Here is a 22600-nt window from a genome sequence, read left to right as displayed (position 1 = left end):
CGTGAACACACCCGACCCCGAGCCGATACCGGTCACCCGCACCGTCGACCACGGCACCGCCAAACTCCTGCCCGACGTCGACCGACGGCGGGCCTGGCTGCTCACCGTCGACGGGGCACCCCAGTCGTACGTCGACCTCGACGAGCCGACCCACCTGGAGTTCGAGTACGCCCGGCGGCTCGGGCACGTCCTGGACTGCGTGGCCCCCGACGGGCGGCCCCTGGACGTGCTGCACCTCGGCGGCGGCGCACTGATGCTGCCCCGGTACGTCGCGGCGACGCGGCCCGGGTCCCGGCAGGACGTCGTCGAGGCGGACCGCGGGCTGCTGGCCCTGGTCGCCGAACACCTGCCGCTGCCCGGCGGCGCGGGTGTCGCGGTGCACGGCGGCGACGCCCGGCAGTGGCTGGAGGCGGCGCCCGACGACGCGGTGGACGTCCTCGTGGCCGATGTGTTCGGCGGGTCGAGGGTGCCCGCGCACCTGACGACCGAGGCGTACGCGCGTGAGGCGGACCGGGTCCTGCGGCCCGGCGGCACCTACGCGGCGAACCTCGCGGACGGCGCCCCCTTCACGTTCCTGCGCTCCCAACTGGCCACGTTCCGCGAGGTGTTCGCCGAGGTCGCCCTGATCGCCGAGCCCGCGGTGCTGCGCGGACGCCGCTTCGGCAACGCGGTGCTGGTCGCCTCGCAGAGCGCGCTCGACGTGGCGGAGTTCGCCCGGCGCACCGCCCGCGACGCGTTCCCCGCACGGGTCGAGCACGGCGAGGGGCTGCGCCGCTTCATCGGCGACGCGAAGAGCGTCACGGACGCGGACGCGGTGCCTTCGCCGCAGCCGCCCGGGGGTTCGTTCAGCGTCGGCTGAGGCACCGCTACTCGGCCGGGGTGCGCCCGAGCACAGGTGTTTCGGCCAGGGGGCTGGGCGCCGGGACCGGCTCCGGGGACTCCGCGACCTGCACCGCTTCCTTGCGGCGCAGATTGCGTACGTCCGGGACGAACAGCACCGCGGACGTGGCCAGGACGACGAGCGCCGCACAGCCCCACAGCGCCGGGGTCCGGCCGAACGCCGACTCCGCCGGACCGGCGAGCGCCGTGGCCAGCGGCACCATCGCCACCGAGCCGAACCAGTCGTAGGCCGAGACGCGCGAGAGCTTCTCCTCGGGGATCTCCTGGTGCAGCGCGGTGATCCAGGAGACGCCGAATATCTCGATCGTGACGCCGCTGACGAACATCACGGCGACCAGGACCGGCAGCGCCACGGGGATCGCGAGCGCGGCCGACGGCAGGGCCAGCGAGAACACCGAGAGGGTCGCCGCGAAGAGCAGCCGCCGCGGTTTCCAGCGCATCATCAGCAGGCCGCCGAGGATCGTGCCGACGCCGAACGCGCCGAGGGCGAGCCCCCAGGGCCCCGCGCCGCCGAGCTCGTCGCGCGCGACCAGCGGCCCGAACACCGACTCGGCGGCGCCCACCACGGCGACCACCACCGAGAACTGGGCGACGATCGTCCACAGCCACGGGCGTCCGATGAACTCCCGCCAGCCGTCGCGCATGTCGGACAGCAGCCCGCCGCCGGGCTCGCGCGGTGCGATGTGGCTCACGTCGAGGAACGAGCGCAGGGCGCCGGCCACCGCGAACGCCGCCGCGTCCACCGCGAGGACCCAGCCGGGGCCGATCGCCGCGACCATCGCCCCGCCGAGCGCGGCCCCGCCCACCGCGGCGCCTGACATGCCCATCCGGAACATCGCGAAGGCGCGGCTCGCCTGCTCACCGGAGACCGAGGACATGAGCATGCCCTCGGCGGCCGGATTGAAGAACGCCTGACCCGTGCCGCCCAGGGCGCTGAGCGCCATCATCTGCCACAGCTTCGGCTCGCCCTGCAGGACGAGGAGCGCGAAGGCGCCCTGCGAAAGGAAGTTGAGGGCGTTGGCCGCGACCATCACGCGGTGGCGCGGCAGCCGGTCGGCGACCGCGCCGCCGACCAGCAGGAAGATCACCAGGAACAGGGTGCGGGCCGCGGCCACCAGGCCCACGTCGCCGCCGGAGCCGCCCGCGTCGAGGACGGCGAACGCGGACGCGATGAGCGCACCGTGTGCCCCGAGCGTCGTGATGAACGCCGCCACGGCGAGGAGGGTGTAGTTGCGTCCGGCCCACGCGGGCCTGCGGCGTGGGCGTATCGGTGACGGGGAGGCGGCGGCTGAGTTCACCGGGGAACTATCCGCCGCCGCACGCCCGTTTGCCAAACCGTTTACTCGCTCACCCGGTCAGGACGCGGTCGGGTCCTTGTAGTAGCGGACCGAGCTGAGGATCTTGTTGATCGTCGCGTCGTCCAGCTCGTCCTTGACGCCCTTGGCGCCCCACAGGTCCCAGGACACGAAGTCCCCGGCCTCGTTCTGGAACGCGAAGACGACTGCCTTGCCGTCGCTCGCGCACTTGCCCTTCTGCGGCGTCTTCACCGAGTTCGCCTTGATGAGGCTGCCCGAGACGCCCTGCGCGTTGGTGAAGTTCGTGGGCTTGCCGACCTTCACCGACTTGATGTCGGGCTCGGTGTAGCCGCCGTAGATCCACCACGGCACCCGGTTCTCCGCGGCCTCCGCCGCGGTCTTGGCGCCGTCCTCGCCGCGCGTGCCGACACCGGCGAGCGAGGTGTCCTCCTTGCGCCCGTCCTTGTCGTTGTCGTCCGTGCACCACTTGGACTTGTACTCGGCAGGAGCGGACACGGTCGTCATGCCGTGTGTCTTCTTGCCCTTCTTGTCCTTGTAGTCGTACTCGAACCCGATGATCTGGTCCGAGCCGCCCGTGCTGACCTCCCAGCCCTGCGGCACGTCGAACACCGTCTTGTGCTTGACGTTGACCACCGGCTGCCAGCCCGCGATGACGGGCTTGACCGCGTTCTCGTCGCCGCGCGGGTTGGCGCCGGTCGACGCGGAGGCGCTCGGCTTCTCGCTCGCGGACTGCGAGGCGGCGGGGGACTTCTTGTCGCCGCCCTTCGCGTCGTCGTCCTTGTCCCCGCCGAGCACGAGGAATCCGGTCACCCCGGCCGCGACGACGACGGCGGACGCCGCGACGATCGCGACGATCTTCGTCCGGTTGTCCCCGCCGCCCTTGTTCGGCGCCTGCGGAGGGCCGAGCGGCGTCGTCGGCGGCGTGTTCCAACCAGGCTGCTGCTGATACGGGTTCGGCTGCTGGTACCCCGGCTGCTGGTAGGGGTTCGGCTGCTGGTAGCCCGGCTGCTGGTACGGATTCGGCGTCGGCGGATTGTTCGGGTAGTTGGGGTTGTTCGGGTCCTGCGGGTTCTGCTCGCCCCCGGGCGGCTGCTGTCCTGGCCACATGGCCGTAAACGATAGAGGGTCGTGGGGTCTCCGGGATCCCCGCCCTGTACCGGACGTGCAACGGTTCCGCTCCTGGGGCGAGGATGGCCAAGTTTGCTACTCGCGGGTAACGTGCGGTTCATGAGCGCAGACCAGATGTCGATCGGCGAGATGCTCGCCGCCACGGTGCCGATGGCCCGGACCCTGAACCTCGAGTTCCTCGAGACCACCGCCGACAAGGCGGTCGTCGCACTGCCGGACCAGGCCGAGTACCACAACCACGTCGGCGGCCCGCACGCCGGCGCGATGTTCACGCTCGCCGAGTCCGCGAGCGGCGCCATCGTGCTCGCCGCCTTCGGCGACCAGCTCTCCCGCGCCGTGCCGCTCGCCGTGAGCGCCGAGATCGCGTACAAGAAGCTGGCCATGGGCCCCGTCACGGCCACGGCGACGCTCGGCCGCCCGGCCGCCGACGTGGTCGCGCAGCTGGACGCGGGGGAGCGCCCCGAGTTCCCGGTGGCCATCGAGATCCGGCGCGAGGACGGCGCCGTCACCGGCGAGATGACGGTGGTGTGGACCCTGCGGCCCAACGGCTGACGGGTTCCCGCGTACGCAGGGGCGGATGCCGCCGACCGGTCGGGTCGGCGGCATCCGCCTTTCTTTGTTCAAGGCGTTGACACGAGTCAACGACGGTCATAGTTTCCGGTTCGATTCCGCAGTGTCTAACGGTGTGTCAAGTCCGGTTTGTCGCATAGTGCGTTCACGTGTCGAACAAAGGAAGTGACAGTCCATGCCCGACGGGATGTCCAGAAGATCGGCCCTGCGGCGGATGGGCGGCGCTGTCGTGGTCGCCGCTGCCGCCACCACCGGCCTGCCCTCTCTCGCCCACGCGGCCCCGCCCGTCGCGGCCGTCCGGGGCGCCGGGCGCCGGGTCGAGTCCCTGCTCGGCAGGCTCACCCTCGACGAGAAGCTCACCTTCCTGCACGGCGCCACCGACCCCAAGGCCCTCGGCCAGGCCGGATACGTTCCCGGTGTGCCGCGCCTGAACATTCCCGAGCTGCGCCTCGCCGACGGCCCGGCAGGCGTCCGCGTCACCGCCCGCGCCACCGCGCTGCCCGCCCCCGTCCTGCTCGCCTCCGCCTTCGACCCGGACCTCGCCCGCCGCTACGGCCGCGTCATCGGCCACGAGGGCCGCGCCCTCGGCCAGGACGTCCTGCTCTCCCCGATGGTCAACCTGATCCGCACCCCGTACGCGGGCCGCAACTTCGAGACGTTCTCCGAGGACCCCCTGCTCGCCTCCGACCTCGTCGCCGAGGAGATCAAGGGCATCCAGGGCGAGGGCCTGATCGCCACCGTCAAGCACTTCGCGCTCAACAACCAGGAGCAGGACCGCATGTCGATCGACGTGCGGGCCGACGAGCAGACCATGCACGAGCTGGAGCTGCGCGGCTTCCGCGCCGCCGTCCGGGCCGGTGCCGGATCGGTCATGGGCTCGTACAACAAGGTCAACGGCACCTTCGCCTGCGAGAACAAGGCGCTGCTCACCGACATACTCCGCGATCAGTGGCACTTCACCGGCTGGGTGATGACCGACTGGTTCGCCGTGCACACCACCGTCACCGGGATCGCCGCCGGGCTCGACATGGAGATGCCGGGCGAGCTCGCGTTCGGCGCCGCGCTGAAGAAGGCCGTGCAGGACGGCACGGTGCCCGAGGCGCACGTCGACCGCGCCGTGCGCCGCATCCTCTCCGTGATGGACCGGTTCGACCTGCTCGGCGGGAAGGTGCCCGCACGGCCCGCGCGCGACGCGAAGGCCGGGGCCGCGGTGGCGCTCGAGGTCGCCAAGGCCGGGGCCACGCTGCTGCACAACGCGCACGGCACACTGCCCCTGCGCGCGCACCGCTCCGTCGCCGTCGTCGGCCCCACCGGGCGCGTCCCGTTCGTCAGCGGCGGCGGCAGCGCCCATGTGATCCCCGACCACGCCGACAGTCCGTACGACGCCATCAAGTCCCGGGCAGGGCACGGCAGTTCGGTCAGCTACGCGCTCGGCGAGGACATCTACGGCAAGGCGCTGCCCGCGAAGGCGCTCACCCCGGCCGTCGACCTGGAGGAGTGCAAGGTCGGCGCCGGACAGACCTGGACCTACGAGGGCACCCTGGCCGTCGACCCAGAAGAAGGGGACGACGACTGGACCTTCGTCATCCACTACTCCGGCACCCGCCCCAAGGTCGTGCTCGACGGCGTCGAACTCTTCCCGGTGCTGCCCGGCTTCGGCGAGTACTTCACGGGCGGCCTGCTCTCCGCCGCGCCCGACGGGCTGCTCCTGCGGCACAAGTCCCTCGGCCTGAAAGCCGGTTCGCACACGCTGCAGATCACGGCGAAGGGCGGCGGCACGGGCCAGACGTTCCGGCTGCGGCGCGTCACCGGCGCCACCCGCGCGGCCGACGTCGCCGAGGCGGTGCGCGCGGCGAAGGCCGCGGACAGCGTCGTCCTGTTCGCGTACGAGGACGCGACCGAAGGCATGGACCGCACGTCGCTCGCGCTGCCCGGGCACCAGGAGGCGCTGATCGCGGCCGTGGCACAGGCCAATCCCCGTACGGCAGTTGTCCTCAACACGTCGTCCGCGACGACCATGCCGTGGCTCGACCGGGTAGGCGCCGTGCTCCAGATGTACTACCCCGGTCAGGAGGGCGCGGCCGCCACCGCCGCCGTCCTGTACGGCGACTGCGACCCCGGCGGCCGGCTCACCCAGTCCTTCCCGACGTCCGAGGCCACCCACCCGATGTCCGGCGACCCGCGCCGCTACCCCGGCGTGAACGGGGTCGAGGAGTACTCGGAGGGCATCCACCTCGGCTACCGCTGGTACGACGACCGACGCGTCGCGCCGCTCTTCCCGTTCGGGCACGGCCTGTCGTACACCACGTTCGCCTACGAGGGCCTGTCGGTGCGCTGGACCGGGCGCGAGGCCGAGGTCTCCTTCACCGTGCGCAACACGGGCAAGAGGGCCGGGATCGACGTGGCCCAGGTCTATGTCGGCAAGTCCCCTGATCTCCAAGCCGACCAGTCCGTACGGGTGTTGGGCGGCTACCGGCGGGTGAAGCTGCGTGCGGGGGAGCGGCGCCGGGTCACCGTCGCCGTCGCGCGCGAGACCCTCTCCTCCTGGGACACCGGGCGCCACGGCTTCGTGCTCGGCACCGGACGCCGCACCGTCTGGGTGGGCTCCAGTGCACGCGACCTGAAGCTGCACCGCGACCTCGTCGTCGGGGGTCACTGACATGAGGACTGAGCGCAGCGAACGAAGCGGGCGAATACGCACCCTCGTCGCCGCCGCGGTGACGACTCTGGCCGCCGCCCTGCTCCCTGCCGCGGCCGCCCACGCGACCCCGCACCACGACACCCTGGTCCGCACCGGATCGGGGTGGGTGCGGGGTCAACAGACCGACGAGGGGCGGCAGTTCCTCGGCATTCCCTACGCGCAGCCGCCCGTCGGCGCCCTGCGCTGGCGCGAACCCCGCCCCGCGCAGGCCTGGCACGGGGTGCGTGACGCCACGGACTTCGGCAACAGGTGCGTCCAGACCGCGAGTTGGGACCCGGGGTACGAGGATCCGACGTACACCGAGGACTGCCTGGACCTGAACGTGTACGCGCCCGACGGATCCGCCGGGCGGCCCGTCCTCGTCTGGCTGCACGGCGGCGGGCTCACCGCGGGCGCGGGCGCCGACATCGTCCCCGACACCTTCGCCCGCACCACCGGCACGGTCGTCGTCACCGTCAACTACCGCCTCGGCGCGATGGGGTTCCTCGCCGCGGCCGGTCTCGACCGGGAGGCCGGATCAGGAGGGGACGGCGTTTCCGGCAACTTCGGCCTCCAGGACCAGCAGCTGGCGCTGCGCTGGGTGCGGGCCAACGTCGGGCGGTTCGGCGGCGACCCGTCCCGCGTCACCATCGCGGGCGAGTCCGCCGGCGGCCGCTCGGTGTGCACCCAGCTCGCCTCGCCGACCGGGCGCGGCCTGTTCCGCGCCGGGATCATCGAGTCGGGCGCGTACGGGGACTGCGCGGCCCGCGCCCACGGTGACGCGGCCGCCTCGGGCGCGGCCTTCGCGCGGAAGCTCGGCTGCACGTCGGGCGACGTGGTGGGCTGTCTGCGGCGCAAGTCCGCCAAGGAGGTCCTCGAGGCGCAGTCCGGGTTCGACTGGGCACCGGTCGTGGGCGGCGCGTTCCTGCCGGAGCAGCCGTCGGCCGCGATCGCCGCGGGGCGCTCCGCGCGCGTGCCCGTGCTGAACGGGGCCAACGAGGACGAGGGGCGCCTGTTCGCGTACGGCGCGTACGACGGACAGGGCAAGCCGCTCACCGCGGCCGCGTACCCGAAGGCGCTGACGGACGCGTTCGGCGAGGAGGCGGGGCGGCGCGCACGCGCCGCGTACCCGCTGCGCGACTACCGCTCCCCGACGTACGCGTACGCCACCGCGGTCGGTGACCAGCTGATGGCCTGCTCCGCGCTGCGCCTGGACCGGACGCTCGCGCGCAGCGGACTGCCCGTGTACGCCTACGAGTTCGCCGACCGCACCTCGCCGCCGTTCGCGTCGATCAGGGAAGCGGGGAAGACCTTCGACTTCGGGGCCACTCACGTGAACGAAGTGCAGTACCTGTTCAAGCACTTCGGGCTCGTCACGCCGCTCGACGCGGAGCAGCGCGTGCTGGCCCGGCAGATGGTGCAGTACTGGGGCTCGTTCGTGCACGGCTCGGCGCCGCGTGCGGACGGGGTGCCCGCGATGCCGGACCAGCGGGTGTCGAACGGGCAGGTGCTGTCCCTGCGTACCGCCTCCGTGGGCGGGATCACGCTCTCTCCGGCAATTCACCGGGACCACCGATGCACCTTGTGGGACGCGGCGGCGTCATAGGGAGCAGGTAGGCTGCCCGGCGTGCGCGCGCAGAGGGGGAGCGCACGCCGGGCACACGGATGTATTGGGTACGGGAGGCGACCGCGTTGCACGTCCAGGAATGGCTCGACACGATTCCGGCGGTCGCCATCTATGCCTTGGTGGCCGGGGTCATCGGCCTCGAGAGCCTCGGCATTCCGCTGCCCGGCGAGGTCGTCCTCATCTCGGCCGCGCTGCTCGCCTCCCAGCACGGTGACATCAACCCGGTCGTGCTCGGGGTGTGCGCCACCGCCGGTGCGGTGATCGGTGACTCCATCGGGTACGCGATCGGGCGCAAGGGCGGGCGGACGCTGCTCGCCAAGATGGGGCGGAAGTTCCCACGGCACTTCGGGCCCGCGCACGTCGCCACGGCGGAGCGGTCGTTCGAGAAGTGGGGCATGTGGGCCGTCTTCTTCGGGCGGTTCATCGCGCTGCTGCGGATCTTCGCGGGGCCGCTCGCGGGTGTGCTGCACATGCCGTACTGGAAGTTCCTCACCGCGAACTTCCTCGGCGGTGTGGTGTGGGCCGGCGGCACGACCGCCGTCATCTACTACGTCGGGGTCGTCGCCGAGGACTGGCTGAAGAGGTTCTCGTACATCGGGCTCGGGGCGGCGGTGCTGATCGGGCTCGCGTCGATGCTCTTCGTGAAGCGGCGGGCGGCGAAGGCCGCGGCCGCGCATGAGGCCGAGCCGGAAGGTGCGGTCGCGGCGGAGTAGGGCTCGGGTCTGTTCGGCCGCTCTTTCGCCGTAACTCCGGTGCGTTTCCGGGCGACCGCGGGCCGGTGGGGCTTCTCGCGCCCCGCGGCGGAGCCGCATATCGGCACAGCCCCGCGCCCCTGAAGGCACGCGGGGAACTGCGCGAGAAGCCCCGCTCGCGCGAGCCCGCCGACGATACGCGCAGCCCTACGGCGAGACAGTCACTGATGCGCCTCGCGGTGCGTGCGGGCCAGGTCGACGTAGACCGTGCCGTTCAGGGTGACCCCGGCCCGCTCCTCCTCCGTCAGTTCGCGCCGCACCTTCGCGGGGACGCCCGCCACCAGGGAGCCGGGCGGGACCACCATGCCCTGCGGGACCAGGGCCTGGGCCGCGACCAGGGAACCCGCGCCGATCACCGCGCCGTTGAGGACCGTCGCGCCCATGCCGATCAGGCAGTCGTCCTCGATGGTGCAGCCGTGCAGGACCGCGTTGTGGCCGACCGAGACGCGCTCGCCGATCGTCACGGGGAAACCGAGGTCGACGTGCACGGTGCAGTTGTCCTGGATGTTGCTGTCGGCGCCGAGCACGATCGGCTCGAACTCGGCGCGCAGCACCGCCCCGTACCAAAGGCTCGCGCCCGCGTGCAGCGTCACGTCGCCGATCGCCACCGACATGGGTGCCACGAAGGCCTCCGGGTCGATCTTGGGTTCCTTGCCGCCGATGCCGGTGACGAGTGCCTCGTGAGCCATGGGTCCTTGCTCCCTACGTTCGTGCGTCGTGGCCGCGCTCGAGCGAACCGTACCTGTGGGGTGAAGATCACAGGCCACCGAGGTGGGGGCGGACGGTACGCGTGGGTAACGTGGCGCCGTGCCGATGAACTGGAACGTGTTCTCGCCGGGTGGGCGGTCCGTGAAGGGCCCGCTCGCCCATCGCGTCGTGCAGTGGGGCTGGCGCCGGGTGCAGCGGGCGGGCGCGGTCACCGCGGAGCAGCCCGGCGGGCACCGGTTCGGCGCGATCGGCCCCGGGACGAAGCTCGCGTTCCCGCAGGGGACCGTGTTCGGGGAGCCGTGGATCCGGCTCGGTGAGCACTGCATCATCGGCGAGCAGGTGACGCTGACGGCGGGCATGATGCCGGATCTGGACCTGGGGTCCGAGCCGATCCTGACCATCGGGGACGGCGTCGTCATCGGCCGCGGCAGCCATGTCATCGCCGACACGACCGTGCGCATCGGGCGCGACGTGTACATGGGTCCGTACGTCTACATCACCTCGACCAATCACTCGTACGACGATCCGCACCAGCCCATCGGCAAGCAGTGGCCCCGGATGGAGCCCGTCGAGATCGGGCCCGGGTGCTGGATCGGCACGGGCGCGGTGATCCTTCCCGGGGCCAGGATCGGGCGGAACGTCGTCGTCGCCGCCGGGGCCGTCGTGCGCGGCGAGGTGCCGGACCACGCGGTCGTGGCCGGGGCGCCGGCCCGCGTCGTACGGACCTGGGACGCGCAGGCGGGCTGGCAGCCACCGCTGCGCACCCCGGCCCCGCAGCCCATTCCCGAGGACATCACGCCCGAACAGCTCCTTGCCCTGGCCGAGTTTGAAGACACGCCCTAGTCGCGCAGCGCGTCGGCGGCCGTCTCGATCACCGCGTCCGCCACCGCCGCGAGCGCGGGGGAGTCGAGCTTCCACTGCTGCCAGTACAGCGGGACGTCGACGGGGCGATCCGGGGCGAGGGCGACGAGGCGGCCCGCGCGCAGCAGGGGTCCTGCCTGCGACTCGGGCACCATGCCCCAGCCGAGGCCGAGCACGATGGACTCGACGAAGCCCTCCGACGTCGGGACCGCGTGCCGGACCGCGCTCGCTCGTGCGCGGCCGCGGGTCAACTTCCTCACGAACGCGTCCTGATGGTCGTCACTGCGGTCGAAGGTCAGGACCGGCGCGTGCGCGAGCACGTCCTCGAGGGGGCCGCCGAGGTGGCGTTCGGCGAAGGCGGGGCTCGCCATCGCCTCGTAGCGCAGCTTGCCGAGCCTGCGCACCGAGCAGCCCGCCACGGCGTCCGGCGACGAGGTCACCGCCGCCATCACCAGACCCTCGCGCAGCAGGCTCGCCGTGCGCGTCTCGTCCTCGCGGCGCAACTCGAAGCAGATGCGCGGCTGTTGGGAGACCTTGGCGAGCGCGCCGAGGAGCCAGGTCGCCAGCGAGTCCGCGTTCACGGCGACCGACACCCTGGTCGCCCCGTCGTCCGGGCTCATGCCCAACTCGGCCTGCGCGTCCCGCTCGAGGCGGCCGAGCTGGCGGGCGAAGCGCACGACGACCTCGCCGGACTCGGTCGGCCGCACCGGCTTCGTGCGGACGAGGAGCACGCGGCCCGTGCGCTGCTCCAGGGCCTTCACGCGCTGGCTGACCGCGGACGGCGTCACGTGCAGCGCGGCGGCGGCCGCGTCGAAGGTGCCCTCGTCGACCACCGCGAGGAGGGTCCGTACGAGGTCGAGGGGCAGCTCGGGGAGTGCGGGAATCTTCACGAGCGCTAAGGATACGTAAAAATCTTTAGCTGTACTCCTGTCGATCTTGTCCTTAGCGTCGAGGACATGACTGCTGCACTCGCCTCCGCTGCCACGGGCTTCGGCACCGGCCTCTCGCTCATCGTCGCCATCGGCGCCCAGAACGCCTTCGTCCTGCGCCAGGGCGCCCGACGCCAGGCCGTGCTCGCCGTCGTCGGCATCTGCGCGCTGTCCGATGCCCTGCTCATCGCGCTCGGCGTCGGCGGGCTCGGCGCCGTGGTGGTGGCGTGGCCGGGTGCGCTCACCGCGGTCGGCTGGATCGGCGGCGCCTTCCTGATCGGTTACGGCGTGCTCGCCGCGCGCCGGGTGGCCAGGCCTGCCGGGGCCCTGCGTGCGACGGGCGAGGCGACCGGGTCACGGCGGCGGGCGGTGCTCACCTGCCTGGCCATGACGTGGCTGAACCCGCACGTCTACCTCGACACCGTCTTCCTGCTCGGCTCCGTCGCCGCCGGACAGGGCTCGCTGCGCTGGACGTTCGGGCTCGGCGCGATGCTCGCCAGCCTGTGCTGGTTCACCGCGCTCGGCTTCGGCGCCCGGCTGCTCGGGCGCTTCCTCGCCGAGCCGGGTGCCTGGCGGGTCCTCGACGGACTGGTCGCGGCCACCATGATCGTGATGGGGATCCTGCTGATCACGGGCAGTTGACGCCGGTCGTCGGCGGGCTGAGATAGTGAACCCCGGCCCCGATAGATGTAGCGAGCAACCAGGAAGACCGTGGACACGAGCGACACGAGCGATACGAGTGAGAGCAGCAGCGGTACCGGTACTGGTACCAGTACCGAGCCCGCGCCGGCGGTGAGCGAACCGCGGCGCGGCTGGCGCCGGTTCGCGATGGACACCCGTCCGCTGCGCATCCCGGCGTACCGCCGCCTGTGGTCCTCGACCATCGTCACGGCCGTGGGCAGCCAGCTCACCGCGGTCGCCGTGCCCAAGCAGATCTACGACATCACCGGGTCCTCCGCGTGGGTCGGCGCCGCGAGCATGGCGGGTCTGGTGCCGCTGATCGTGTTCGCGCTGTGGGGCGGTGCGGTCGCCGACACGATGGACCGGCGCAAGCTGCTGCTCATCACCAACTGCGGCATCGCCGTGACCTCGGTGCTGTTCTGGCTGCAGGCCGTCGGCGGGCTCGACTCGGTGGCCGTCCTGATGATCCTGCTCGCGCTGCAACAGGCGTTCTGGGGTCTCAACGCGCCCGCGCGCAACGCCTCCATCGCCCGCCTGGTGCCCGAGGGCGAGCTGGCCGCCGCCAACGCGCTCGGCTCGACAGTGATGCAGACCGGCCAGGTCGTCGGGCCGCTCCTCGCCGGTGTCCTCATCCCGGTCATCGGACTGCCCGAGCTGTATCTGATCGACGCCCTGGCGCTGTGCGTCACGGTCTGGGCGGTGTACCGGCTGCCCGCACTGCCGCCGCTCGGCGCCGCCCTGAAGCGGCGGGCCGGGGTGCGCGAGATCGCGGCCGGGTTCCGCTACATCTCCGCGCACAAGGTGCTGCTCCTGTCCTTCCTGGCCGACATCATCGCCATGGTGTTCGGCATGCCCCGCGCCCTGTTCCCGCAGCTCGCCGCCGAGACGTACGCGCCGTACGGCGAAGGGCTCGCCCTGGGGCTGCTGTTCGCGGCGATCCCCATCGGGGCGGTGCTCGGCGGGCTGTTCTCGGGGACGTTCTCGCGGGCGCGGCGGCACGGCTGGATGGTGATCGGGGCGGTCGTCGCGTGGGGCGCGGCGATCACCGGCTTCGGACTGAGCGGCAGCCTCTGGCTCGCCGTGGTGTTCCTCGCCCTCGCCGGGGTCGCCGACATGGTCTCGATGGTCTTCCGCGGGGCGATCCTGCTGTCGGCGGCGACCGACGAGATGCGCGGCCGGATGCAGGGCGTGTTCACGGTGGTCGTCGCGGGCGGGCCGCGCCTGGCCGACGTGCTGCACGGGTCGGCGGGCTCGGCCCTCGGCCCGCGAACGGCCGTGGCCGGCGGGGGACTTCTGGTAGTCGCCCTCATGCTGGGCCTCGCGTTCACGGTGCCCGCGCTGCGCCGCTACCGCATCTGAGGTTCCGTGCGGGCCCCGCTCTCAGCCCGTCGCCAGCAACACCGTGCCGACCAGGGCGAGTCCGGCGCCCGCGGCCTGGAGGCCGCGGAGCCGTTCGCTGAGCAGGCCGCGCGCGGCCACCGCCGTGATCACCGGGTAGAGGGACGCGAGGACCGCGGCCACCGTCACCGGCCCGTGCTGCACGGCCATCGAGTACGTTCCGTTGGCCGCGACATCGGCGAGGCCGACGAAGGCGAGAGCGGGCAGCGACACCCGGATCAGGCGCAGGCCGCCCTCCCACGGCAGCATCGGCGCACCGTTCTTCGCGGAGACCGCGAGGGCGGCGCCGCCCACCGCCACGTTCGTGACCCGCTGCACGAAGAGCGCGAGGAAGAGCCCGGTGAGGGTGGTCGACGCCTCGGCGATCAGGGTCATCACCGCGCCGAAGCCGAACGCCGCGACGACGGTGAGCAGGATCGCCTGCCGCTGCACGGGCGCGCCCCGGAACTGCGGGCCGCCGGCCAGGACCACACCCGCCACCGCGACGAGGATGCCGGTGACCTGGAGCAGACCGGGCCGTTCACCGAGGGCGAGGCCGACGCCCACCGGTACGGCGACGCCGAGCGAGCCGAGCGGGGAGACGACGCCCATCGGGCCGAGGGCGAGGGCCTTGTAGAAGAAGAGCATGGCCGCCGGGCCCACCACGCCCGCGGCGACGGCGAACCACAGCCGGGGTCCGGTCTCGCTCCAGGCGCCCGTCGCCACGACGATCACGCCGAGCACGGCCACGGCGATCGACTGCGAGACGACCACGACCGTGAGGGCCGGGATACGTCGGGCCAGCAGTCCGCCGCCGAAGTCGGACAGGCCGATGAGCAGGCTGGTGGCCAGGGCGAAGAGTGCTGTCACGACGGACCTCGCAGTACAGTTCGGTGAACATTGCCATGCAGTGCACCGCACCGTAGTGCAATGTATTGAATGGTGTCCTCCAAAATATTGCACCGTGCTGGATCTCCGCTGCGCTCGGCGCCCTCACCGATGGACGGAATGTGTCGGATCTCGACCTGTTGACCCAGTCGCTCGCACGCAACGTCAAACACTGGCGCACCGAGCGCGGCTTCACCCTGGACGTGCTCGCCACCCGCGCCGGTGTCAGCCGCGGCATGCTCATCCAGATCGAGCAGGCCCGGACGAACCCGAGCATCGGCACGATCGTGAAGATCGGTGACGCGCTCGGCGTCAGCATCACCACGCTGCTCGACTACGAGCAGGGGCCCACGGTGCGGATCGTGCCCGCGGAGCAGGCCGTGCGGCTGTGGTCGACGGACGCGGGCAGCTACCACCGGCTGCTGGCCGGGACCGAGGCGCCGGGCCCGCTGGAGATGTGGGACTGGTACCTGCAGCCCGGCGAGGGCAGCACGTCCGACCCCCACCCGCCGGGCACCGTGGAGCTCCTCCACGTCACCGAGGGCGAGCTGACCCTCGTCGTGGACGGCATCCCGCACCAGGTGCCCGAGGGGGCGAGCGTCACCTTCGAGGCGGACGCGGCGCACGAGTACCGCAACCACGGGGACGTGCCGACCCGGATCGTCATGGCCGTCTCGGTGCCGTTCGAACGCTGAGACGGCCAACGGGGCTGCGCGCGGCGGCTGTTAGCGTGCCGTCATGCGCGCACCCCTCGGCACCTTCGACCACGTCCTGCCCGCCCCCGAAGCCCTCGAGCTGCTCACCCGCCCCGTCGCCGACGCCGTACGGCACTGGGGCGGCACGGTGCCCGCGCAGGACCTCGTCCACGTCGACACCGACCCGGAGTGGGCGGACACGTCGACGTTCCTCGAGCACTACGGGCCCGAGCTGCTCAACCAGTCGGCGAACTGCGTGGTCGTCGCCGGCAAGCGCGGCGGTGAGTCCACGCTCGCCGCATGCGTCGTCCTGTCCGCGACCAGGGTCGACGTGAACGGTGTCGCCCGCCGCCAACTCGGCGCCCGCAAGGCCTCGTTCGCCTCGATGGACACCGCCACGGGGGAGAGCGGCATGGAGTACGGCGGCATCACCCCGATCGGCCTGCCCGCCGACTGGCCGGTCCTCGTGGACGCGGCCGTCGCCGATCTGCCGTACGTCCTCATCGGTAGCGGCACCCGCCGCGGCAAACTGATCGTCCCGGGCAAGGCCCTGGCGGAACTGCCGGGCGCCGTGGTGCTCGAAGGGCTCGGGGTCGCGGTCTGAGGGCGAGCGCGGACCGGCTCCGTCGCGGCGGTCACGCGCAGCACGCCGGGTTTCCCGGCCGGGCCCAACTGGGCGTGCTCCTCGGTGACTTGGGCGTCGGCGCGAGCGTCATGCCGTTCCGCCGCACCGTCTGCGGAGAGCGCCTCGCCCACGCCTGCGCCTCCGTCGACGCGGGCCGGCGGGGGCCTCGCACGGGCTACCCCCGAGGCGCGGGCCCCGTGCTCTCCCGCACCACGAGCCGCGTCGGCACCAGCGTCGTCCCCCGCTCGCTCTCGCCCTGCCGCACCTGCCGCAGCGCGCTCTCGACGCAGCGGCGGCCGACCTCCGCGAAGTCCTGGTGGACCGTCGTCAGCGGCGGGAGGAACGAACCGGACTCGGGGATGTCGTCGAAGCCGATCACCGAGACGTCCTCGGGGACGCGGCGGCCGCGCTGGTGCAGGGCGCGCAGCAGGCCGAGGGCCATCTGGTCGTTCGCCGCGAACACCGCGGTGCACTCCGGCCGTTCGGCGAGCTCCAGGCCCGCGCGGTAGCCCGACTCGGCCGACCAGTCGCCGCGGACCAGGGCGGGCACCGGCCGACCCGCCTCCTCAAGTGCCGTGCGCCAGGCGTCCGTTCGGCGCTGGGCCGCGTACGAGTCCGAGGGGCCGGCCAGGTGCCAGACCGTCTCGTGGCCGAGGCCGAGCAGATGGCGGACCGCGTCGCGGGTGCCGCCCGCCTGGTCCGTGTCGACGACCGCGAAGCGGTCCCCGGCGTCCGAGTCCACGACCACCACCTGGACGTGCGGCGGCAGCGTGAGGCGCCCGGAGTCGAGGAGGTGGACCTCCATGATGACGATCACCGCGTCGACCGCGAGCTCGCCGAGCCGTGAGAACGCGCCGCGCACCTCGTCCTGCGTGGGCACCGCCACCGGCAGCAGCGTGACCGCGTACCCCTCCTGGGCGGCCGAGGTCGCGATGCCCTCCAGGGTGCGGACGTTGCCCGTCGTCGACAGCGTGAACGTGATCACGCCGATGGTGTGGAACTTCCCGCGCTTGAGGGCCCGCGCCGCGCTGTTGGGCCGGTAGTCGAGCTCCTTCATGGCAGCCAGGACCCGCACCCGGGTCTCCTCGTTGACGCCGGGGAAGCCGTTCGAGACGCGCGAGACCGTCTGCGAGGAGACCCCCGCGACCCGGGCGACGTCCGCCATCGACGCGTTCTGCCTGCGGCGCCGACTGCCGGTCCCGCCGTGCGCCGCGGCGCTGTCCGTTGCTCCCACCGTCTTCCTCACCAGCCGTGTCGTTCGCCGTCGTTCGGTCGCCGGACGACTCTTGACCGTCCTCCGCAGGGCAGTGTAGACATGCCGCCACCGAATGTTTACGTAAACATAACAGCCGCCGCAGCCTCTTCGCTCGTCGTGATGTTTACGCAAACATCTCGGGGCACCGCACGCGAGGACGTACGAGCGAGGGACGCGAGATGACGACGCTTCAACCGTCGGCCGCCAGGGGCCGGCGCCCAGCCCGGCCACCGGCGCGCCGGACGCGCCGATCGTGGACGGGGTGGGGGTTCATCGGCCCCTTCGTGCTCGTCTTCGCGCTGGTCTTCCTGGCGCCGCTCGCGTACTCGGTCTATCTGAGCCTGTTCCGTACGCAACTCATCGGCGGCACCCACTTCGTGGGGTTCGACAACTACCAACAGGCCCTGCAGGACCACCAGTTCTGGGACGGCGTCACCCGCGTCGGGCTCTTCCTGCTCGTCCAGGTGCCGATCATGCTGGGCATCGCCCTGCTGGTCGCCCTCGCGATCGACAGCGGCCGCCTGTACGGCAAGGACTTCTTCCGGATATCCGTCTTCCTGCCCTACGCCGTGCCCGCCGTCGTCGCCACCCTGATGTGGGGCTTCATGTACGGGCCGCGCTTCGGCCTGGTCGGCGACATCAACGACGCGTTCGGCATCTCGCTGCCCGACCCGCTCTCCTCTGACCTCATCCTGGCGTCCATCGGCAACATCGTGACCTGGGAGTTCGTCGGCTACAACATGCTGATCTTCTACTCCGCGCTGCGCGTCATCCCGCACTCCCTGTACGAGGCCGCGGAGATCGACGGCGCGGGCCAGTGGCGCGTCATCTCGGCGATCAAGCTCCCCGCGATCCGGGGCGCGTTGGTCATCGCCACGATCTTCTCGATCATCGGCAGCTTCCAGCTCTTCAACGAGCCCGCGATCCTCCAGAAGCTCGCGCCGAACGCGATCACCACCGACTACACCCCGAACTACTACACGTACTCGCTGTCCTTCTCCGGCCAGCAGCACAACTACTCCGCGACGGTCGCCATCGTCATGGGCGTGATCACCATGGTCGTCGCCTACGTCGTCCAGCTGCGCGGCATGCGCAAGGGAGCGTGACCGACATGAGCACCACCGCCTCGCGGCCCGCGACGCCCCCGAAGTCCGCCGCCCCGCGCCTGCGTTCACCGCGCCGCCCGCACACCCCGAGCCGCCCGCGGCGCAGCGTCCTGCTGACCGTGCTCACCGGCGTCGCGCTCCTGTACTCGCTGCTGCCGCTGCTGTGGCTGGTGATCAGCGCCACCAAGTCGCAGGAAGGACTTGCCCGTTCGTTCGGGCTCTGGTTCGACCGCGACTTCGACCTGTGGCACAACATCAGCGAGACCTTCACCTACCAGGACGGCGTCTTCGTCCGCTGGCTGCTCAACACCCTGATGTACGTGGTGGTGGGCGCGGGCGGCGCGACCTTCCTGGCCGTGCTCGGCGGGTACGCGCTCGCCAAGTTCCAATTCCCGGGCAAGCGGGCCGTGTTCGCGGTCGTCATCGGGGCGGTCGCGGTGCCGACGACGGCGCTCGCCGTGCCCACCTTCCTGATGTTCAGCAAGATGGGCCTGACCGACACGCCCTGGGCCGTCATCATCCCCTCGCTGATCTCGCCCTTCGGCCTGTACCTGATGTGGGTCTTCGCCACCGAGGCGATCCCGGCCGAGCTGATGGAGGCCGCCCGCATCGACGGCGCGAGCGAGCTGCGCACCTTCTTCCAGGTCGCGCTCCCGCTGCTCGCCCCCGGCACGGTCACCGTGCTGCTCTTCACCACGGTCGCGACGTGGAACAACTACTTCCTGCCGCTGATCATGCTGAAGGACCCCGACTGGTACCCGCTGACCCTCGGCCTCGACGCCTGGAACAAGCAGGCCCAGACCGCCGGCGGCGAGGCCGTCTTCAACCTGGTCGTCACCGGTTCGCTGCTCACCATCGTGCCGCTGATCGCCGCGTTCCTCTCGCTCCAGAAGTACTGGCAGTCGGGCCTGTCCGCCGGAAGCGTCAAGGAGTAGGAGCCACCCCGCAGTTCAGTACGGCCCTCGTACGACAACCCTCCGTAGAACCACGACGAAGTGGAAGCATCACCATGCCCAAGCACACCCGCCGCCTGCTGCGCGGCATAGGCCTCGTCGCCGCTCTCACGCTCGGCGCGACCGCCTGTGGCGGCTCCGACGACGACGGCGGCTCCCAGAAGCCGGTCGGTGCCGCCGACATCCAGGCAGCCTTGAAGAAGGGCGGCACGGTCACCGTGTGGGCGTGGGACCCCACGGTGAAGGACGTCGCCGCCCAGTTCGAGAAGAAGTACCCGAACGTCACCGTCAAGGTGGTCAACGCGGGCACCGGCAACGACCAGTACAAGGCCCTGACGAACGCCATCTCGGCGAAGAAGGGCGTGCCCGACGTCGCACAGGTCGAGTACTACGCGATCGGCCAGTACGCGCTCACCAAGGGCATCACGGACCTCAAGGCCTACGGCGCGGACAAGCTGGACGGCAGTTACTCGCCCGGGCCGTGGAACTCGGTGCAGTCCGGCGGCGGCATCTACGGCCTGCCGATGGACTCGGGCCCGATGGCGCTCTTCTACAACAAGAAGGTCTTCGACAAGTACAAGATCGCCGTGCCGACGACGTGGGAGGAGTACGTCGAGGCCGGGCGCAAGCTGCACAAGGCGAACCCCAAGGCGTACATCTCCAGCGACGTCGGCGACGCGGGCCTGACCACCAGCCTGCTGTGGCAGGCGGGTTCGCGCCCGTACAAGGTCGACGGCACGAAGGTCGGCATCGACTTCTCCGACGCGGGGGCCAAGAAGTACACCGACACCTGGCAGAAGCTGATCGACGAGAAGCTGTTCGCGCCCGTCACCCCCTGGACCGACGACTGGTACAAGGGCCTCGGCGACGGCACGATCGCCGCGCTGCCCACCGGCGCGTGGATGCCTAACAACTTCGTCACCGGCGTCAAGAACGCCTCCGGTGACTGGCGCGTCGCCCCCATGCCGCAGTGGGAGAAAGGCGCGAACGTCAGCGCCGAGAACGGCGGCAGCTCGCTCGCGATGCCCACGCTCGGCAAGAACAAGGAACTGGCCTACGCCTTCACCGAGTTCACCGCCGCGGGTGCGGGCGTGCAGACCCGCATCGGCAAGGGGGCGTTCCCCGCGACCGTGAAGGACCTGAACTCCCCGAAGTTCCAGGACACGCCCTTCCCGTACTTCGGCGGCCAGAAGGCCAACAAGATCTTCGCCGCGTCCGCGAAGAGCGTGCCCACCGACTGGAAGTACCTGCCCTACCAGGTGTACGCGAACTCGATCTTCAACGACACCGTCGGCAAGGCCTACATCTCCGGCACGAAGCTCACCGACGGCCTGAAGTCGTGGCAGGACGCCTCCGTCAAGTACGGCAACGAGCAGGGCTTCACCGTCGAGAAGTAGCCCGCCGCGCACGGACCACACCGCATCACCGGAAGGACCTTGATGACCTCCCCCCGCACCACCCGCTTCCCGTACGCGAAGGGCTCCGACGGCGGCCGTCGCCTCGGCTACGGCGCCGACTACAACCCCGAGCAGTGGCCGCGGGAGGTGTGGGATGAGGACATCAGGCTGATGCGCGCGGCCGGGGTGAACGTCGTCTCCCTGGCGATCTTCTCCTGGGCCCGGCTCCAACCCACCGCGGACACCTGGGACTTCGGCTGGCTCGACGAGGTGATGGACCTGTTGCACGCGGGCGGCATCGGCGTCGACCTCGCCACCGCCACCGCGTCCCCGCCGCCGTGGCTGACCACCGCGCACCCCGAGATCCTGCCGGTCACCGCGACCGGCGAGACGCTGTGGCCCGGCGCGCGCCAGCACTGGCGGCCCACGTCGCCCGTCTTCCGCGAGCACGCGCTGCGCCTGGTACGGGAGTTGGCGACGCGCTACGCCGGCCACCCGGCCCTCGTCGCCTGGCACGTCAACAACGAGCTGGGCTGTCACAACGTCTACGACTACTCCGACGACGCCGCCCGCGCCTTCCGCACCTGGCTGCGCCGCCGCTACACCACGCTCGACGCCCTCAACCACGCCTGGGGCACGGCGTTCTGGTCCCAGCGCTACAGCGACTTCGAGCAGATCCTGCCGCCCCGACTTGCCGCCTCGCACCCCAATCCGACGCAGCAGCTCGACTTCAAGCGGTTCTCCTCGGACGCCCTGAAGGACCATCTGCTCGCCGAGCGCGCGGTGCTGCGCGAGCTGACCCCTGACGTGCCGGTCACCACCAACTTCATGGTGATGGGCGGCACCAAGGGCATGGACTACGCGGACTGGGCCGCCGAGGTGGACTTCGTCGCCAACGACCACTACGTGATCCCGGGCCCGCAGGACCGCGACGAGCTCTCCTTCTCCGCCAACCTCACGAGCGGCATCGCGGGTCACCGGCCGTGGTTCCTGATGGAGCACTCGACGAGCGCCGTGAACTGGCAGCCCGTCAACCTGGCCAAGAAAACGGGGGAGTTGGCGCGCGACTCGCTGCTGCACGTGGCGCACGGCGCCGACGCCGTCTGCTTCTTCCAGTGGCGCCAGTCCGCGGCGGGCGCCGAGAAGTACCACTCGGCGATGGTGCCGCACGCGGGCGAGGACAGTGAACTCTTCCGCGGCGTCGTGCAGTTGGGCCGCACCCTGGAAGCCCTCGCACCGCTCGCCGGGACCGCACGTGAAGCCGCCCGCGTGGCCATCCTGTTCGACTGGAACTCCTGGTGGACCAGCGAGCACGACTCCCATCCCACCGCGCGCCTCGACTACCACCGCGAGGCCCTCGACTGGTACTCCGCGCTGCTCCGCCTCGGCGTCCGCGCCGACATCGTGCCCGTCGGCGGCACCGACCTGTCCGCGTACGACGTCGTGATCGCGCCCGTCCTGCACGTGGTGCCGCAGCCGCTCGCCAAGGAGCTGACGCGGTACGTCGAATGCGGCGGCCACCTCGTGACCACGTACTTCTCGGCGATCGTCGACGAGAACGACCACATCCACCTCGGTGGGTACCCGGGTGCGCTGCGCGACCTGCTCGGCATCCGCATCGAGGAGTTCGGGCCGCTGCTCGACGGTGTCGCCGTCGACCTCGACAACGGCACGTCCGGCAGTCTGTGGACCGACCGGATCGCCGTCGCGGGACCCGACGTCGAGGTGCTCGCCCGCTACCGGACCGGCGCGTACGCCGCACGCCCCGCCGTCACCCGCCGCGGCTCCGGCCGGGGTTCGGCCGCGTACGTCTCCACGCGCCTCGGCGTCGACGGCCTCGCCGCGCTGCTGCCGGAGCTCCTCGCACCCGCCGGTGTGACCAGTGAACTCCCGCAAGGGGCACGGGGGTTGGTGGAGCTGGCCGTACGCCGGGACGCGGACAGCCGCTATCTGTTCCTGGTCAACCGGAGCGAGCAGGCCGTGCCGCTGCCCGGCCTCTCCGGCGACGTGCTCGTCGGCCCGGACGGCCCGGACGGCGCGTTCGACGGACTCGTGCTCCCGCCGCGCGAGGTCGCCGTGCTGCGCGTACCCGCCACCTGAGCCGCACCACCGCACCACACCCCGCACCATCACTCCACCTCAACGCACCACC

The 22600-nt window shown here is 71.5% G+C and carries 20 protein-coding genes; 14 read left to right on the top strand and 6 right to left on the bottom strand.

Translation table 11 applies throughout. The features are described 5' to 3' along the window. Nucleotide 1: 1 nt before the first annotated feature. Nucleotides 2-859 carry a spermidine synthase gene (locus ACIBUY_RS34305; RefSeq protein WP_399154724.1) on the top strand — a complete coding sequence of 286 codons (858 nt, stop codon included), beginning with the start codon at nucleotides 2-4 and terminating at the stop codon, nucleotides 857-859. Between the two features lie 7 nt (nucleotides 860-866). Here ACIBUY_RS34305 and ACIBUY_RS34300 read toward each other — a convergent pair whose 3' ends face one another. Both ACIBUY_RS34300 and ACIBUY_RS34295 read right to left on the bottom strand, forming a co-directional pair. Then, nucleotides 867-2198: an MFS transporter gene (locus ACIBUY_RS34300; protein ID WP_399154723.1), complete on the bottom strand. Its 1332-nt coding sequence runs from the start codon at nucleotides 2196-2198 to the stop codon at nucleotides 867-869. Between the two features lie 57 nt (nucleotides 2199-2255). Continuing rightward, nucleotides 2256-3323, bottom strand: a complete 1068-nt coding sequence (locus ACIBUY_RS34295) for a hypothetical protein (RefSeq protein ID WP_399154722.1) — start codon at nucleotides 3321-3323, stop codon at nucleotides 2256-2258. 135 nt (nucleotides 3324-3458) lie between these two features. Between ACIBUY_RS34295 and ACIBUY_RS34290 the strand changes: the two genes are divergently transcribed. The 4 genes from ACIBUY_RS34290 to ACIBUY_RS34275 all read left to right on the top strand — a co-directional run bounded on the left by ACIBUY_RS34290 (nucleotide 3459) and on the right by ACIBUY_RS34275 (nucleotide 8934). Beyond that, nucleotides 3459-3896 (top strand): DUF4442 domain-containing protein, encoded by a 438-nt coding sequence (locus ACIBUY_RS34290; protein WP_365571624.1) that lies wholly within the window; start codon nucleotides 3459-3461, stop codon nucleotides 3894-3896. Nucleotides 3897-4089: 193 nt separating this feature from the next. Beyond that, nucleotides 4090-6573, top strand: a complete 2484-nt coding sequence (locus ACIBUY_RS34285) for a beta-glucosidase (RefSeq protein WP_399154721.1) — start codon at nucleotides 4090-4092, stop codon at nucleotides 6571-6573. A gap of 1 nt (nucleotide 6574) precedes the next feature. Then, nucleotides 6575-8200 (top strand): carboxylesterase/lipase family protein, encoded by a 1626-nt coding sequence (locus ACIBUY_RS34280; protein WP_399154720.1) that lies wholly within the window; start codon nucleotides 6575-6577, stop codon nucleotides 8198-8200. 86 nt (nucleotides 8201-8286) lie between these two features. Beyond that, on the top strand, nucleotides 8287-8934 hold the full coding sequence (locus ACIBUY_RS34275; RefSeq protein ID WP_365571476.1) for a DedA family protein: 648 nt from the start codon (nucleotides 8287-8289) through the stop codon (nucleotides 8932-8934). 200 nt (nucleotides 8935-9134) lie between these two features. On the opposite strand, the gene ACIBUY_RS34270 is transcribed toward ACIBUY_RS34275, so the two are convergent. Then, the gene (locus ACIBUY_RS34270) at nucleotides 9135-9662 is read right to left on the bottom strand and encodes a gamma carbonic anhydrase family protein (RefSeq protein WP_365571479.1); all 528 of its coding nucleotides are present in this window, start codon (nucleotides 9660-9662) and stop codon (nucleotides 9135-9137) included. Between the two features lie 124 nt (nucleotides 9663-9786). Between ACIBUY_RS34270 and ACIBUY_RS34265 the strand changes: the two genes are divergently transcribed. Next, nucleotides 9787-10524, top strand: coding sequence for an acyltransferase (locus tag ACIBUY_RS34265; RefSeq protein ID WP_365571627.1), 738 nt, complete (start codon nucleotides 9787-9789; stop codon nucleotides 10522-10524). Here the strand turns inward: ACIBUY_RS34265 and ACIBUY_RS34260 are convergent. Further along, on the bottom strand, nucleotides 10521-11432 hold the full coding sequence (locus tag ACIBUY_RS34260) for a LysR family transcriptional regulator ArgP (RefSeq protein WP_399154719.1): 912 nt from the start codon (nucleotides 11430-11432) through the stop codon (nucleotides 10521-10523). The two genes, ACIBUY_RS34265 and ACIBUY_RS34260, sit on opposite strands and share 4 nt — an antisense overlap. Nucleotides 11433-11498: 66 nt before the next feature. Between ACIBUY_RS34260 and ACIBUY_RS34255 the strand changes: the two genes are divergently transcribed. Both ACIBUY_RS34255 and ACIBUY_RS34250 read left to right on the top strand, forming a co-directional pair. Beyond that, nucleotides 11499-12113: a LysE/ArgO family amino acid transporter gene (locus ACIBUY_RS34255; RefSeq protein ID WP_399154718.1), complete on the top strand. Its 615-nt coding sequence runs from the start codon at nucleotides 11499-11501 to the stop codon at nucleotides 12111-12113. A gap of 150 nt (nucleotides 12114-12263) precedes the next feature. Then, a complete protein-coding gene (locus ACIBUY_RS34250; protein WP_399154717.1) occupies nucleotides 12264-13511 on the top strand; it encodes an MFS transporter in 1248 nt (415 codons plus the stop codon). Nucleotides 13512-13532: 21 nt separating this feature from the next. On the opposite strand, the gene ACIBUY_RS34245 is transcribed toward ACIBUY_RS34250, so the two are convergent. After that, entirely contained in the window at nucleotides 13533-14399 is an 867-nt protein-coding gene (locus ACIBUY_RS34245) for an EamA family transporter (RefSeq protein ID WP_399154716.1), read from the bottom strand. Between the two features lie 140 nt (nucleotides 14400-14539). On the opposite strand from ACIBUY_RS34245, the gene ACIBUY_RS34240 reads away from it, so the two are divergent. Further along, the gene (locus ACIBUY_RS34240; protein WP_365571488.1) at nucleotides 14540-15112 is read left to right on the top strand and encodes an XRE family transcriptional regulator; all 573 of its coding nucleotides are present in this window, start codon (nucleotides 14540-14542) and stop codon (nucleotides 15110-15112) included. A 43-nt stretch (nucleotides 15113-15155) separates the two neighbouring features. Further along, complete coding sequence (locus ACIBUY_RS34235; protein WP_399154715.1) at nucleotides 15156-15716, top strand: YbaK/EbsC family protein; 561 nt, start codon at nucleotides 15156-15158, stop codon at nucleotides 15714-15716. 196 nt (nucleotides 15717-15912) lie between these two features. On the opposite strand, the gene ACIBUY_RS34230 is transcribed toward ACIBUY_RS34235, so the two are convergent. Next, complete coding sequence (locus ACIBUY_RS34230; protein ID WP_399154764.1) at nucleotides 15913-16902, bottom strand: LacI family DNA-binding transcriptional regulator; 990 nt, start codon at nucleotides 16900-16902, stop codon at nucleotides 15913-15915. A 269-nt stretch (nucleotides 16903-17171) separates the two neighbouring features. Here ACIBUY_RS34230 and ACIBUY_RS34225 point away from each other — a divergent pair, with 269 nt between their 5' ends. From ACIBUY_RS34225 to ACIBUY_RS34210, 4 genes are all read left to right on the top strand, one after another. After that, nucleotides 17172-18098, top strand: coding sequence for a carbohydrate ABC transporter permease (locus ACIBUY_RS34225; protein ID WP_399154714.1), 927 nt, complete (start codon nucleotides 17172-17174; stop codon nucleotides 18096-18098). 5 nt (nucleotides 18099-18103) lie between these two features. Continuing rightward, nucleotides 18104-19033, top strand: coding sequence for a carbohydrate ABC transporter permease (locus ACIBUY_RS34220; protein ID WP_365571498.1), 930 nt, complete (start codon nucleotides 18104-18106; stop codon nucleotides 19031-19033). Nucleotides 19034-19107: 74 nt separating this feature from the next. Next, nucleotides 19108-20448, top strand: coding sequence for an ABC transporter substrate-binding protein (locus tag ACIBUY_RS34215; protein ID WP_399154713.1), 1341 nt, complete (start codon nucleotides 19108-19110; stop codon nucleotides 20446-20448). A 42-nt stretch (nucleotides 20449-20490) separates the two neighbouring features. Next, nucleotides 20491-22548: a beta-galactosidase gene (locus ACIBUY_RS34210; protein WP_399154712.1), complete on the top strand. Its 2058-nt coding sequence runs from the start codon at nucleotides 20491-20493 to the stop codon at nucleotides 22546-22548. Nucleotides 22549-22600: the final 52 nt, after the last annotated feature.

The sequence above is a fragment of the Streptomyces sp. NPDC050085 genome, assembly GCF_044460595.1.
GTDB lineage: Bacteria > Actinomycetota > Actinomycetes > Streptomycetales > Streptomycetaceae > Streptomyces.
The sequence above is the reverse complement of the archived record's forward strand: the minus strand, read 5'-3'. Positions and strand labels throughout refer to the sequence as shown.

Bases quoted from the DNA above. Each gene is read 5' to 3' on its own strand.
- ACIBUY_RS34265 (WP_365571627.1), top strand. From the start codon at position 9,787: ATGAACTGGAACGTGTTCTCGCCGGGTGGGCGGTCCGTGAAGGGCCCG.
- ACIBUY_RS34210 (WP_399154712.1), top strand. From the start codon at position 20,491: ATGACCTCCCCCCGCACCACCCGCTTCCCGTACGCGAAGGGCTCCGAC.
- ACIBUY_RS34230 (WP_399154764.1), bottom strand. From the start codon at position 16,902: ATGGCGGACGTCGCCCGGGTCGCGGGGGTCTCCTCGCAGACGGTCTCG.
- ACIBUY_RS34280 (WP_399154720.1), top strand. From the start codon at position 6,575: ATGAGGACTGAGCGCAGCGAACGAAGCGGGCGAATACGCACCCTCGTC.
- ACIBUY_RS34285 (WP_399154721.1), top strand. From the start codon at position 4,090: ATGCCCGACGGGATGTCCAGAAGATCGGCCCTGCGGCGGATGGGCGGC.
- ACIBUY_RS34225 (WP_399154714.1), top strand. From the start codon at position 17,172: ATGACGACGCTTCAACCGTCGGCCGCCAGGGGCCGGCGCCCAGCCCGG.
- ACIBUY_RS34290 (WP_365571624.1), top strand. From the start codon at position 3,459: ATGTCGATCGGCGAGATGCTCGCCGCCACGGTGCCGATGGCCCGGACC.
- ACIBUY_RS34255 (WP_399154718.1), top strand. From the start codon at position 11,499: ATGACTGCTGCACTCGCCTCCGCTGCCACGGGCTTCGGCACCGGCCTC.
- ACIBUY_RS34295 (WP_399154722.1), bottom strand. From the start codon at position 3,323: ATGTGGCCAGGACAGCAGCCGCCCGGGGGCGAGCAGAACCCGCAGGAC.
- ACIBUY_RS34220 (WP_365571498.1), top strand. From the start codon at position 18,104: ATGAGCACCACCGCCTCGCGGCCCGCGACGCCCCCGAAGTCCGCCGCC.
- ACIBUY_RS34235 (WP_399154715.1), top strand. From the start codon at position 15,156: ATGCGCGCACCCCTCGGCACCTTCGACCACGTCCTGCCCGCCCCCGAA.
- ACIBUY_RS34270 (WP_365571479.1), bottom strand. From the start codon at position 9,662: ATGGCTCACGAGGCACTCGTCACCGGCATCGGCGGCAAGGAACCCAAG.
- ACIBUY_RS34215 (WP_399154713.1), top strand. From the start codon at position 19,108: ATGCCCAAGCACACCCGCCGCCTGCTGCGCGGCATAGGCCTCGTCGCC.